The organism is Allobosea rubneri, from assembly GCF_032464875.1.
GTDB classification, from domain to species: Bacteria; Pseudomonadota; Alphaproteobacteria; order Rhizobiales; family Beijerinckiaceae; genus Allobosea; species Allobosea rubneri.
In genome coordinates, this window is the sequence record NZ_JAWDID010000008.1 from 114889 (window position 1) to 128538 (window position 13650).

General features: G+C 68.9%; 9 protein-coding genes. 6 read left to right on the forward strand and 3 right to left on the reverse strand.

The window, feature by feature from the left end; genetic code table 11:
• Nucleotides 1-22: 22 nt before the first annotated feature.
• From RKE40_RS07885 to RKE40_RS07900, 4 genes are all read left to right on the forward strand, one after another.
• Nucleotides 23-1213 (forward strand): ABC transporter substrate-binding protein, encoded by a 1191-nt coding sequence (locus RKE40_RS07885; protein ID WP_316017680.1) that lies wholly within the window; start codon nucleotides 23-25, stop codon nucleotides 1211-1213.
• A gap of 77 nt (nucleotides 1214-1290) precedes the next feature.
• Nucleotides 1291-1725, forward strand: coding sequence for an Ivy family c-type lysozyme inhibitor (locus RKE40_RS07890; protein ID WP_316017681.1), 435 nt, complete (start codon nucleotides 1291-1293; stop codon nucleotides 1723-1725).
• A 179-nt stretch (nucleotides 1726-1904) separates the two neighbouring features.
• Entirely contained in the window at nucleotides 1905-3623 is a 1719-nt protein-coding gene (locus RKE40_RS07895; RefSeq protein ID WP_316017682.1) for an ankyrin repeat domain-containing protein, read from the forward strand.
• Nucleotides 3624-3893: 270 nt separating this feature from the next.
• Entirely contained in the window at nucleotides 3894-4664 is a 771-nt protein-coding gene (locus RKE40_RS07900; protein ID WP_316017683.1) for an enoyl-CoA hydratase-related protein, read from the forward strand.
• Nucleotides 4665-4734: 70 nt separating this feature from the next.
• Here RKE40_RS07900 and RKE40_RS07905 read toward each other — a convergent pair whose 3' ends face one another.
• Both RKE40_RS07905 and RKE40_RS07910 read right to left on the reverse strand, forming a co-directional pair.
• Nucleotides 4735-6729, reverse strand: a complete 1995-nt coding sequence (locus RKE40_RS07905; protein ID WP_316017684.1) for an acetyl/propionyl/methylcrotonyl-CoA carboxylase subunit alpha — start codon at nucleotides 6727-6729, stop codon at nucleotides 4735-4737.
• Between the two features lie 5 nt (nucleotides 6730-6734).
• On the reverse strand, nucleotides 6735-8333 hold the full coding sequence (locus RKE40_RS07910) for an acyl-CoA carboxylase subunit beta (RefSeq protein ID WP_316017685.1): 1599 nt from the start codon (nucleotides 8331-8333) through the stop codon (nucleotides 6735-6737).
• Nucleotides 8334-8481: 148 nt separating this feature from the next.
• On the opposite strand from RKE40_RS07910, the gene RKE40_RS07915 reads away from it, so the two are divergent.
• Nucleotides 8482-8952: a MaoC/PaaZ C-terminal domain-containing protein gene (locus tag RKE40_RS07915; protein WP_316017686.1), complete on the forward strand. Its 471-nt coding sequence runs from the start codon at nucleotides 8482-8484 to the stop codon at nucleotides 8950-8952.
• Entirely contained in the window at nucleotides 8949-9554 is a 606-nt protein-coding gene (locus tag RKE40_RS07920; protein WP_316017687.1) for a TetR/AcrR family transcriptional regulator, read from the forward strand. Before RKE40_RS07915 ends, RKE40_RS07920 begins: the two co-directional genes overlap by 4 nt.
• Nucleotides 9555-9566: 12 nt before the next feature.
• On the opposite strand, the gene RKE40_RS07925 is transcribed toward RKE40_RS07920, so the two are convergent.
• Nucleotides 9567-13571, reverse strand: a complete 4005-nt coding sequence (locus RKE40_RS07925) for a Pls/PosA family non-ribosomal peptide synthetase (protein WP_316017688.1) — start codon at nucleotides 13569-13571, stop codon at nucleotides 9567-9569.
• Between the last annotated feature and the right edge of the window lie 79 nt (nucleotides 13572-13650).

The window sequence follows — 13650 nt, forward strand, 5'->3', positions numbered from 1 at the left end:
GAGCCAATAACAGGGGAACGCGATGACCGACGATTTCAATGCCATCAGCCGCCGCACCGTGCTCGGCGGTCTTGCGGCCGTCGCCGCCGGCGGCCCGGCCTTCGCCGCCTCGCCGCCGCTGCCGACCAGCCCGGTCGTGATCAGCGTCATGGATGTCGGCGGTGCGCTCGCCCTGATGCAGCGGGCCTTCGAGGATTACCGCACCGCCAATCCCAAGCTGGTCTCGCGCATCGCCTTCGTGAAGGCGCCCGCCCCCGAGCTCGCCAGCAAGCTCAAGGCGCAGCAGGATGCCGGCAAGGTCGATCTCGACCTGATCCTGACCGGCAGCGACGGCCTCGCCGCCGGCCTCGACCAGAAGCTCTGGCAGAAGATCCTGCCCGATTTCGCCGACAAGTTCCCGAACATCGAGGCCAATTACGAACCGGCCGCGCTCAACCTGCACAAGGTCCAGGGCGACGGCTTCGGCGTCGTCGTCAACTACTACCCGTCCGGCCCGCTGCTCGAATACATGCCGGACCGGGTCAAGAACGTGCCGACCACCGCCGAGGAGCTGCTCGCCTGGGCCAAGGCCAACCCGAACAAGTTCATGTATGCCCGCCCGACCAATTCCGGCCCGGGCCGCACCTTCATGATGGGCCTGCCCTATATCCTCGGCGACAAGGACCCGCAGGATCCCGTCAATGGCTGGGACAAGACCTGGGCCTATCTCCAGGAGCTCGGCCAGTACATCGAGTATTATCCGGCCGGCACCGGCGCGACGATGAAGGAGTTCGGCGACGGCTCGCGCGACATCATCATCTCGACCACCGGCTGGGACATCAATCCCCGCGCGCTCGGCATCGTCCCGAAAGAAGCGAAGATCCAGACCCTGAAGGGCTTCCACTGGGTCTCGGACGCCTTCTTCATGTGCGTGCCCAAGGGGCTGCCCAACGACCGGCTCGCGGTGGTGCTCGACATCATGGCGCATGTGCTGACGCCGAAGATGCAGGCCTATTCCTATGACGAAGGCTATCTCTATCCCGGTCCCGCAGTGAAGAACGTGCCGCTCTCGCTGGCGCCGGAGGCGAGCCAGAAGGTCATCGCCGAATTCGGCCGGCCGGAATATGCCGACCTGATCGCCAACAACCCGATCGAACTGCCGCTGAAGCCCGACAAGATGGTCGTCGCCTTCCGCAAATGGGACGAGCTGGTCGGCGTCAAGCGGGCCAAGTGACACTCTTGACGTGCTGATTGAAACTGCCCCCTCGCGCCGGACGGTGCGAAGGGGCGAAACATGTATTGCCGAGGTCGATGCCGATGATCCCAGCCAGCTGGTTCCTGCGCCGCGCAGCCGGGCTCCTCATCCTCGCCATCCTGCTTGCCGGCGGCGGCGCGCAGGCCGCGACGCCGGAGCCGACCGAAGGCCGCTATCTCACCGACATCCTGAAGGACCCCGTCTACCGCCGGGCCTGGTCGCGGATGATCGGCAATCCCGGCCCGCGTGAACGCTGGCTCCGTGCCGACAGGCTTTCGGGTCCGGGCGGGCCGAGCCGCGAGGTCTGGATCGCCGGCCGCAGCTATGAACGGGCCGACACCTGCAAGCGCCATGATTGCGGCGACAACCGTTTCGATGTGCTGTTCGCGCCCGGCGGCACGCGCGCCGTCGGTGTGCTCCGCCAACCCGGACGGGCCCGCATCTTCGGCTCGCCGACGGCGGCGGAGCGGCGCACCCTGCTCGGCGTCTGAGCATACGACCTTCGGTTGACTTCGCCCCGGCCTTGGGCTTCTCATCGCGGCAGAGCGCTTGGGGCGCCACCTGTCCGCGGCAAGGGAGCCTGCTCCCACCCAATCGGCTAGAGCGCATCCATCATCGCTTTCTTCCGGCCTGCGAAGCGGACATCAGGCTCTTTCCGGAAGGAAGAACCATGTCTTCGCGCACCCGCGAACTCTCCGCCCGCTCGAACCTCGAAACTCTCCGCCGACAGGCCAAACGCTGGCTGAAGGAAATCGAGACCGGCGACGCCGCCGCGCTCGCCCGTTTGCGTTCCCTGATCCTGAACCCGGCCAGCCCGCCGAAGCTGCGCGAGGTCCAGCATGCCCTCGCCCGGGAATACGGCTTCCCCAGCTGGGCTAGCCTGAAGCAGGAGCTTGCCGCCCGCGAGATTGCGACCCGTGGCCGGGCCGCGATCGTCGCGCTCTTTCTGGAAAAATCGGCACTGCGCTACGGCGTCAGGCCCGGCACTGAAGGATGGGGCGGCTACGAGGCCGACCGCCCTGCCCGCGGCGCTCTCGCTCTGCGCCTGCTCGAACGCCATCCCGAGATCGCCCGCGACAGCATCCACAGCGCCGTCGCGGCGCATGACCTCGACGCCGTCGGCGCCTTCCTAGCCAGCGATCCTGCGCTCGCGACCCGCCCGAGCGAGTTCGACGGCTGGACGCCGCTGCTCCGCCTCGCCTTCACACGGCTTCCGGACCACGCGCCATCGGCCGATGCGCTGGGGATCGCCGAACTGCTGATCGCTCATGGCGCTGCCGCCAACGGCTTCTGGAGCGATGGCAGCAACCACTTCACCGCTTTGACCGGCGCCGTCGGTGGCGGCGAGAACGGCCAGCCGGCCCATCCGCAGGCCGAGGCCCTGGCCCGGCTGCTGATCGCCCATGGCGCCGATCCGCTCGACGGGCAGGCGCTCTACAACAGCTCGCTCGGCGCCGACGAGACGCTTTGGCTGGAGCTGTTCTGGGAGGAGACGGCCAAGCGCGGTGAGCAAGGGCGCTGGCGCGAGCCGGTGCGCGAACTGCCGGCGCCGCCATTGGACTACCTGCTCGGCAACGCCGTGCCGCGCCAGCCCCGGCGCGCTGCCTGGCTTCTCACCCATGGCGCCCGCGCCGACGCGGTCAACGCCTATTCGAAGCAGAGCCTGGTCAGGCAGGCGCTGCTGGACGGGCGCGAGGACCTCGTCGCGCTGCTGCGCGGCCATGGCGCCGCACCGGTCGAACTCAGCGAACGCGAGGCCTTCATCGCCGCCATCGCCCGTGCCGACGAAGCCGAGGCGAGCCGGCTGCTGCAGGCGTATCCCGAGTTTCGCCTCGATCCCGGCCCGCTGCGGGTCGCGATCCGGCAGGACCGCCCCGAAATTGCGGCGCTGGCGCTGCGGCTCGGCGTGTCCCCGGATGCCGAAAGCCGTGACGGCGTGCGAGCGCTGCACGAGGCGGCCGGTGCCGATGCAGCGGCAATCGTCACGCTGCTGACCGAGGCCGGCGCCGAGATCGACCCGGTGGAACGCCGCTATGGCGCGACCCCGCTCGGCTGGGCCCATCACCAGGGTGCGCAGATCGCGCAGGCACTTCTCGCCGTCCATAGTCGCGACATCGGCGCGCTCTGCCGCGCCGGCGAGAGCGAAAGGCTTGAGACGCTGCTCGCCGACGATCCCGCGATTGCCAATGCACCGACCCGTTCCGGCGAGCCACCGCTGTTCTGCCTGCCGGACGACGATGCCGGCGCCGCCGACCTCGCCGAATTCCTGCTGGCGGCCGGCGCCGATCCGCAGGTCCGCAACGGCGCCGGGCTGACACCGGCCGAGGCCGCGCGCCGCGGTGGCCTGCTCGACACCGCCGCGCTGTTGGACGCGCCGGCCGGCCACTGAGCGATCCGGCCGGGCCGGTCCTCCGGCCCGGTCACGCCTCGCAACCGCCCGCATCCTGCGGAAGGAAGACAAGGCACAACGCCCGGCCATACCGATTCATGGCACTTCCGCCGCGCGCCGATCGCGTGCCAACATGGCCGCTGCAGACCTGTCCCAGCCGTCCGCTCGACTGGCACGGCAAGGGCGGGCTGCCGCCGCCGCTCCCTGCCGACAATCCCCGGAACCTGCTCTGAATCGAAACCGACTGACCCGCCGCCACTGCGAAAGGCCATGCTGATGAGCGCAATCCTGGTCGAGACTCGAGGCAATATCGTTCACCTCACGCTGAACCGGCCGCCGGTGAATGCGCTGTCCCTCGCGCTCTGTACCGAGATCGCCGACATCTTCGAGCAGACCAGCGAGCGCACCGACGTGCAATGCGCCGTACTGGGCGCGACCGGCGCCCAGGCCTTCTGCGCCGGGCTCGACCTCAACGAGTTCAGGACCCACAAGGCAGAGGATGACGAAGCCCACGCCGCGGTGGTCCGCCGCGTCTTCAGCGCCATCCGCAATTGTGCTATTCCGGTGATCGCCGCCGTCAACGGCCCGGCGCTGGGAGCGGGCTGCGTCATCGCATCGGCCTGCGACATCCGCCTCGCCGCCGAGAACGCCAATTTCGGCCTGCCCGAGATCAATGTCGGCAGCTGTGCCGGGATCACGCATATGGGGCGACACCTGCCGCAGGGCCTGCTGCGGCGCATGGTCTTCACCGGCAAGCCGATCGGCGCCCAGGAGGCCTGGCGGGCCGGCTTCGTCGACAGCGTGTTCCCGCTTTCCGATCTCGGCGACGCCGCCCGCACGCTCGCCGACGTCATCGCCTCGAAGGCGCCGCTCGCCCTGCGCATGGGCAAGGAAGCGCTCAACCGCGTCGAGTTCCTGTCGGTCGAGGACGGCTACGCGCTGGAGCAAGGCTACAGCCTCCGCCTGCTCCATACCGAGGATGCGCGCGAGGCCACCCAAGCCGCCATCGAGAAGCGCCAGCCTCTCTTCGCGGGACGTTGAACGCCGCTCGCCGGACTGAGCTGCCCCCGGAAGGCCGATTCCAACGCGTTCGTACGGACAATCGCACGCGTTAGGCCGGCGACGCCTCGATCATCACCAGCCGCTTGCCGGCCGGGACCGTCTCGCCGGTCTGGCAGGCGATGTCGGCGACCGTGCCGGCGATCCCGGCGGTCAGCGAGGTGAAGAGCTTCATCGATTCGAGCACTACGACGACCTGTCCGGCCTCGACCCGCTCGCCCGCGGCGACCCGGACCTCCGCGACCACGCCCGGCATCGAGGCGTTGACGGCGCCGGATCCCGACGAGGAGCCATTGGCGCCGGCCGCGATCCGCGTCGCGCTCAGAAGACCGATATCAAAGCTCTCGCCGTCGAGCACCAGCCTGACGCGCCCGTCCGCAACGGCGTGGCTGCCGCGCAGCAGCCTGCCCTCGCAGGTAACCTCGAAGCTCTCGTCGCCGCTGCGCAGCACGAGTTCGATCTCTCCTTCCCCATCGCGGACCGCACGCCCTCCGTCCAGCAGAGCCCGAACCTCAAGCCGGGTCGTCGTGCCTTCCTCGCTCGCGACGACATGGCTCGCGGCAAGACCACCGGCCGGCGCCAGCACGCGGAAACCGGACAGCCCGGCCCAGGCATCGCCGCCTGGTCGCGCCGCCTCCTGCCGCGCGAGCCAGAGCAGGGCCGCGACCGCACGTGCCAAGCGCTGGTTCGGGCGCTTCGCCGCCCAGCCATCGGGGAAGGCCTCCTCGATGAAGCGCGTCGTCGCCCGTCCTTCGGCGAACAGCGGATGCTCGACCGCGTCGGCCAGGAAGGGCAGCGTCGTCGCCGGGCCGAGAATGGCGAAATCACGCAGGCCGGCCGCCAGCCGGGCGCAGGCCTCGGCCCGGTCGGCTCCGGTGGCGATCGCCTTGGCGAGCAGCGAATCGTAGAACAGCGTCACCTCGGAGCCGGCCCGCACGCCGCTGTCGACCCGGATCGCGCCGGGCTCGCGATAACCCTCGATCCGGCCGGCATCGGGACGGAAGCTCTGATCGGCCCGTTCTGCTGTGATGCGGGCCTCGATCGCATGGCCGCTCTCGCGAATCTCATGCTGCAGCGCCGGCAGCCGTTCGCCCGCCGCGATCCTGATCTGCCATTCGACGAGGTCGTAGCCGGTGATCGCCTCGGTCACCGGATGCTCGACCTGGAGCCTCGTGTTCATTTCGAGGAACCAGGGCTCGTCGAAGCCCTCCTCGAGGATGAACTCGACGGTGCCGAGATTGTCGTAGCCGATGGTCCGGGCGAGCGCGACGCCGCGCTCGAGCAGCTTGGCCCGGATCGCCGGGGCGAGATTGGGCGCCGGCGCCTCCTCCAGCACCTTCTGGTTGTTGCGCTGGACCGAGCAGTCGCGCTCGAACAGGTGCACGACATTGCCGTGCTTGTCGCCGGCGACCTGCACTTCGAGATGACGCGGGCGCAGCACCAGCTTCTCGATCAGCAGCGCCGGATCGCCGAACGCCGCCTGCGCCTCGGCGCGGGCGAGGTCGAGTGCCGGCACGAGCTCCGCCGCCGAGAATACCCGGCGCATGCCCTTGCCGCCGCCGCCGGCCGAGGCCTTGATCATCACGGGATAGCCGATCCGCGCCGCAGCCTCGGCCAGCGCCGCATTCGACTGGTCCTCGCCCGCATAGCCCGGCACGCTCGGCACGCCGGCCTGTTCAGCAATCAGCTTCGAGCCGATCTTCGGCCCCATGGCGCGGATGCAATCGGCGGATGGACCGACGAAGATGCGCCCGGCCTCCCGGCAGAGCAGCGGCAGATCCGGCTTCTCGGAGAGGAAGCCATAGCCGGGATGGATCGCCTCGGCGCCACTGCGCGCGGCCGCTTCCATGATCGCCTCGGCGCGCAGATAGCTGTCGCGCGCCGCAGCCGGGCCGATCCGCACAGCCTCGTCGGCGCAGGCCACATGGAGCGCATCGCGATCGGCATCCGAGAAGACGGCGACCGTGCGGATGCCGAGGCGCCGGCAGGTGCGCATGATCCGCACGGCGATTTCGCCGCGATTGGCGATCAGAAGGGAACCGATCATCGCTGTCACATCCGGTAGACGGGGCGGTGCCCCGGCAGCTCGACCTCGCGCGCGGCGAGCGCGAGGCAGAGCCCGATCACGTCGCGGGTCTGGGCCGGCTCGATGATGCCATCATCCCAGAGGCGGGCGGTGGCGTAATAGGGCGTGCTCTGCTCCTCGAACTGCGCCCGCGTCGCCCGGTCGACCCGTTCGATCTCGCTCTCGTCGGCGGCGCCGCGCGTCAGGCTGGAACGCCTGAGCTCGGTCACCACCGTCGCCGCCACCTCCGGCGACATCGTCGCGATCCGGGCATTGGGCCAGGCGAAGAGGAAGCGCGGCTGGAAGCCCCGGCCGCACATGCCGTAATTGCCGGCGCCATAGGAGCCGCCGATGATCACCGTGTAGCGCGGCACACGGGCGTTCGAGACGGCGTAGACCAGCTTCGCCGAATGCTTGGCGATGCCGCCGCGCTCGGCCTCGGTACCGACCATGAAGCCGGTGATGTTCTGCAGGAAGAGCAGCGGAATCCGGCGCTGGTCGCAGAGCTCGATGAAATGCGCGCCCTTCAGCGCGCTCTCGGAGAACAGCACGCCGTTATTGGCGAGGACGCCGACCGGCTGGCCATGGATATGGGCGAAGCCGGTGACCAGCGTCGCGCCATAGTCCGGCTTGAAGGCGTCGAAGACGCTGCCGTCGACCATGCGGGCGATGACCTCGCGTACGTCGAAGGGCTGCTTCAGATCGGTGCCGACGATGCCCTCGATCTCTGCGGGGTCGTGGAGCGGCGGGTTTGCCGGGCGCGCCTGCGGGCGCGGCGCCGGCGGCCAGTTCAGTGCGCCGACGATGTCGCGCAGCCTGGCGATCGCCTCGAACTCGCTTTCGGCGAGATAGTCGCTGACGCCGGAGACGAGGGTGTGCATTTCCGCGCCGCCCAGCGTCTCGCCGTCGACGATCTCGTTGATCGCCGCCTTGACGATCGGCGGGCCGCCGAGATGGATGCGGCCGGTTCCGCGCACCATCACCACTTCGTCGGACAGCGCCGGAATATAGGCGCCGCCGGCCGTGCAGCCGCCGAACACCGCCGAGATCTGCGGCAGGCCAGAAGCCGACATCCGGCATTGCTGCAGGAAGCTGCCGCCGAAATGGTCGCGATCCGGGAAGACGCGGTCCTGCTCGGGCAAGAAGGCGCCGCCACAATCGACGAGATAGAGGCAGGGCAGACGGTTCTCGAAGGCGATCTCCTGCGCCCGCAAATGCTTCTTCACCGTCTCGTGGAAGAAGGAGCCGCCCTTCACCGTCGCGTCATTGGCGATGATCATGCAGGGGGTGCCCGAGACCATGCCGATGCCGGTGACGATGCCGGCGGCCGGCACCTCGTTGCCATAGAGCTCCCAGGCCGCGAGCGGCGACAATTCCAGGAAGGGCGAGAACGGGTCGACGAGCAGGTCGATGCGCTCGCGCACCGGGATCTTGCCGCGCTCGCGATGGCGTGCCTGCAGCTTCGCGCCGCCGCCGGCCAGCACGCGGCCGTGCCGCTCGCGCAAGGTCTCGATCAGCGCCGCATAGGCGGCCCGCCTCTCATCCTGCTCGGCCCCGCCGCGCAGCCTGCTCTCGATCACCGGCATTCGCCCGTGCCTCCCGTCATCTGCCGCCCCGGCGCCTTGCCAGCGCGCCGCGGCGTTGCTACCTAACTACCGTTAGGGAGACAGCAAAGGCAAGGGTCATTCCGCGCCGGGCGAACGGAGGATGCCTTGCCAATCCGGGAGGAAATCGATGGGCCGCGTCTATGACGAGTTTTCGCCCGGCCAGCGTTTCGTGACGCCGGGCCGGACGATCACCGAAGCCGATATCGGCGATTTCGCGGGCCTGACCGGCGACTACAACCCCGTCCACACCGATGCCGAGTTTGCGGCCAAGACCGAGTTCAAGACCCGCATCTCCCATGGCCCGATGGGCATCGGCATTGCCTTCGGCCTCGCCTCGCGGCTAGACCTGATCGACGGGACGGTGATCGCGTTGCTCGGCGTCAGCTGGGATTTCGCCGCCCCCGTCCGCCCCGGCGACACCATCCGCGCCGTGATCGAGGTCACCGAGATGCGAGCAGTCAAGCACCCCGATCGCGGCCTGATCGCGCTTGCGATCGCGCTGGAGAACCAGCACGGCACAGTGGTCCAGAACGGCACGGCCCGGCTCCTGATGCGCCGTGAGCGGATCGCCGGCACCGCCTGGGGCGAGATTTCGTGAAGCAGGACCCGGCCAGCAATCCGGCGGCCGGCCAGCGCCCGGAAGGCGGCGCGCGCCGCCAGATCCTCGACGCCGCCGCGGCGTTGCTGCGCCAGGGCTACGACGCCACGACCACGCGCGAGATCGCCACCCGGGTCGGGATCAAGGCCGGAAGCATCTATCACCACTTCGCCTCGAAGGACGACATCGTCGGCACCGTCGTCAACGAAGGCGTGCGTGTCGTCCATGAGGCCGTCACAGCCGCGCTCGCAGCGCTCGGACCGGAAGCGACGCCGCGGCAGCGTCTGGAGGCCGCGATCAAGGCGCATCTGCTCTCCTCACTCGAGCACAGCGCCTATACCTCGGCCAGCATCCGCGCCTTCTCCTTCCTGCCCGCCACGGTGCAGGAGGGCTGCCGCGTCGAGCGCAGGCGTTATGAGGAGATCTGGCGCGGGCTGGTGGCGGAGGCCGCCGCGGCGGGGCTCCTCGCCCCCGCCGTCTCGCAGGACTCGGTGCGCCTCCTGCTGCTCGGCGCGGTGAACTGGGCCGGCGAATGGTACCGGCCCGAGCGCATGAGCATCGACGAGATCGCCCGCGACTTCGCCGCCAGCATCCTGCGCTGACCCGCCGCCTCTCTACGCGGCCGCCGGCTGTGCCGGGGCGCCAGCCCATTGCGTATGGGCCGGGATTGCCTCGCCCTTCATCACGATGGTGAGGTTGCCGAGCCGGGCATAATCGCCGATGCGGGTGTCGTAGAGCACCGTCGTCAGCGCCGAGATCGCAGTGCCCTGGCCGATCTCGATCTGCCCGATCTTCATCACCCGGTCCTCGAAGAGATGGGTCTGCAGGTTCGAGGTCGCATTGATCGCCGCATGGTCCCCGATGGAAACGCAGTCGAACTCGGTGATGTCGGTGCTGTCGAGAAAGACGCCCTTGCCGATCTTCGCGCCGAAGAGACGCATCACCCAGGGCAGCATCGGCGTGCCGCGCAGCGCGTTGAGCAGCAGCGCCCCGGCGGTGCCCCAGTAGAAGGTCGTCATCGCCTCGGTGCGCAGCGCCCACCATGACCAGAGCCCGTGATTGCCGGGGCGATAGACGCCCATCATCAGCCATTTCACCACCAGCACGACGCTCGCGAGGATGATCGAGCAGGCGACGGCGGTCGCGATGAAGGTCGGCGCGAACTCGGCCCAGCTCTGCGACTTCTCCAAGGCCGGGAACAGCACGTATTCGGCGGCGAAGGTGCCGAGCGTGATGAACATCATCGTCGGCATCGAGACGCTGAACAATTCGAACACAGCGCGCAGCACGCGCCGCCAGGCCGGCGGCCGGAAGGTCTTGGCGACATCGGCATCGTCGAAGCGCTGGCGGGCCGGCAGCAGGATCGGCGGGCTGCCGAAACGGGTCTCGTTCGGCGCCATCGGCTGGTCGGCAGGCGGCTTCGACTTGATGCCGATCAGGGCACCATCGGGAATCGAGGCGCCGGGCGGCAGCACGGAATCATTGCCGATAAAGACGCGCGAGCCGGTGCTGACTTGGCCGGAGGTCATCCAGCCGCGACGCACATCCTCGTCACCCAGCACCACCTCGTCAGCGACGAAGCACTGGTCACCGATCGCGATCGTGTCGTAGCGCCCGGCGAAATTGGTGGCGATCTCGGTGTCCTTGCCGATCTTGGCGCCCATCAGCCGGTACCAGACCCGCATGTAGATGGTCGAGAACAGCGAGCTCAGGCTGTCCAGCATGACATCGGAAGCGAGCCCGACCGTCCATTTGCGTACTGCGAAGCCGGAATGGATCGACTTGGTGCCGGCCGGCGCGCTCGGCAGCACGATCCAGCGGATCGCGGTCACCAGCAGCACGGTGCCGAGCATCATCAGCATCGCCGTCGGCCAGGTCAGCACCGGCAGGTACCAGTGATAGTCGACCCCGACCATCTGCTGGAGGACCGTGTCGTAGCGGTCGAACAGGTAGAAGGCCGGGAAGATCGGCAGCAGGCTGAGCGCCGGCATCGCCAGCACCATCAGCGCGTAATAGACGGTCTGCAGGGCCTGAACCGGGGCGGAGGGCGCCGGCGCATGCTGCGGCCACTTCGCCGGATCGACCGTGCCGACCTTATGGCCGGGGGAGCCGTCCCAATGCTCGAAGGCTCCGACCCGCATGCCGGGCGAGAGCGCGGTCAGGTCGGCGAGCTCGGCGCCCTCGCCGATAACGGTGTCATGGCCGATGGCGCAAGAGGTTCCGATATAGGCGTCCCGCCCGATCGTCACCGTGCCGATCACCAGCTCGTTGCCGATCACCTCGGCGTTGGCGATGCTGAGCTTGCCGCCGAGGGTGACGTCGTCGCCGATCTCGACGAGATCGACCGCGCCGGCCTCGAAGCCGCTGAAGAAGACGCGCTTGCCGACTTTCGCCCCCAGCAGACGCAGCACGAACGGCCCGAGCGGCGTGCCCTGCATGCGGTTGAGATGGATGAAGGAGGTCAGTTGCCGGGCAAGCCACCAGCGGAAGAAATAGACGCCCCAGACCGGATAGCGCCCCGGCGTCGTCCGCCATAGCACCAGCCGCTTGCCGACGATGCCGGCGATCAGGATGGCGAGCGTCACCAGCATGTAGACGCCCATCAGCATCAGGATTTCGCCGAACTCGACCTTCTCGTCGACCGTGATCAGCTCATAGGTCACGAAGATGGTGAGCCAGGGCCCGGTCAGCGCCAGCAGCAGCAGCGGCATGCAGGCGAGCTGTGCCAGCCCGCAGAGCACCCGGCGCAGCAGCGGTGGCGGCGTGAAGCTGAGATCGCGCCGCTTGCGCCCGCCGGCTGCCTGCTCGCGCTCGTCGAGCCGGGCGGCGATCGCCCTCAGGCTGCGCAAGCTGTAAATGTCCTCCAGCGTGATCGCCGGCAGGTCGGGATTGCCGCGCACAGCCGCCAGGAAGGTCGCGGCGAGCAGCGAATGACCGCCGAGATCGGCGAAGAAGTCTGCGTCGAATCCGACGTTCTGCCCGGGGAACAGCGGCTTCGCCGCCGCCAGCAGCGCAGCCTCGGTCGGGGTCTGCGGCTCCTCCTGCTCCTCGGCCTCGGCCGGGGCGCTGAGCGGCGCCGCCTTCAGCGCCTTGCGGTCGGCCTTGCCCGAAGTCAGGCGCGGCAGCACCGCCATCTCCTCGAAATGCGAGGGCACCATGTAGGGCGGCAGCGTCTGCTTCAGCGCGCCGCGGATCTGGGCACGGTCGAGCGCGGCGCCCCCCGCCGGCACCACGAAGGCGACCAGCCGATCGATACCGTCGTCGCGGCGCAGCACCACCGTCGCCTGTGCGATGCCGGGCAGGTCGGAGAGGCGCGCCTCGATCTCGCCGAGCTCGAGCCGGAAGCCGCGCAGCTTGACCTGGTCGTCGATGCGGCCATGGAACAGGATCTTGCCGTTCTCGGCGACGCTGACCGCATCGCCCGAGCGGTAGAGCACCGGGTCGCCAGCCATCGGGTGGAAGGGGTTGGCGATGAACTTCTCGGCGGTCAGGTCGGGGCGGCCGAGATAGCCGCGCGCGACGCCCGGCCCGCCGATCAGAAGCTCACCCTCGACGCCGGGGCCGACCAACCGCATCTGCTCGTCGACGACATAGCAGGTGTAGTTCGGGATCGGCACGCCGATGGTTACCGCCTCCTCCGGCGTGACCTCGTCGACCGTCGCGACGACCGTCGCCTCGGTCGGACCGTAGGAATTGAAGATCTTGCGGCCCGGCCGGCACCAGCGCTGCTTCACCGAGGGCGGGCAAGCCTCGCCGCCGAGGATGATGATGCGCAGGCTCGGCACATCCTGCGGCAGCATGGCGAGCAGCGTCGGCACGGTGTCGAGCACGCTGATCCCGGCCGCGTTCATCAGCTCCGGCAGGCGCTCGACCTCGCCGAGCACCTTCTGGGAGGCGACCCAGAGCGTCGCGCTGACGAGATAGGGGACGAAGATCTCTTCCAGCGACAGGTCGAAGGCGACCGAGGCGCCCTGGAAGGAGACGTCGTCCTGCGTCATCCCGTAGATCGCATTGGACGAGCGCAGGTAATGGCAGATGTTGCGGTGCTCGATGACGATGCCCTTGGGCTTTCCGGTCGAGCCCGAGGTGTAGATCGCATAGGCCGGGGTTTCGGGCGTGACGCCGTCGGAGCGCAGGTCGAGAGGTGCGCCCTCACCGCCTTCGGCGACGAGTTCGAGGCAATCCCGCGCCGTCGCCGGCAATTCGCGGTCGAGCTTTCCGGCGGTCACGGCGTCGATAACGATGACCTTCGCCGCGCAATCGCTCAGGCACTCGCCGATGCGTTCGGCCGGCGCGTCGACGTCGAAGGGGATATAGGCCGCACCGGACTTCAGGATGCCGAGCAGGCCGACATGCAGGTCGAGCGAGCGCGACATCCACAGCCCGACGAACTCGCCCGGCTTCACGCCCTGCTTGCGCAGCGCCCGGGCGACCCGGTCGGCCTGCGCATTGAGCTCGGCATAGCTGATGCGACGATCCTCGAAGACGATCGCGGTGCGCTCGGGCGTCCGTACCGCCGAAGCCTCGAAGATCTCGGAAAGCAGCTCGTCCCGGAGCAGCGACGGATCCACGACACCATGCAGCACGCCGGCACGGTCGCCGCTTACGGACATCTCCATCGAATCCCACCCCTCTTTGCGGACGCGCTTGGCCGCTCCGGCCGGGGGCAAGACGGCGCCGCGACGCCCCCGCATCGCA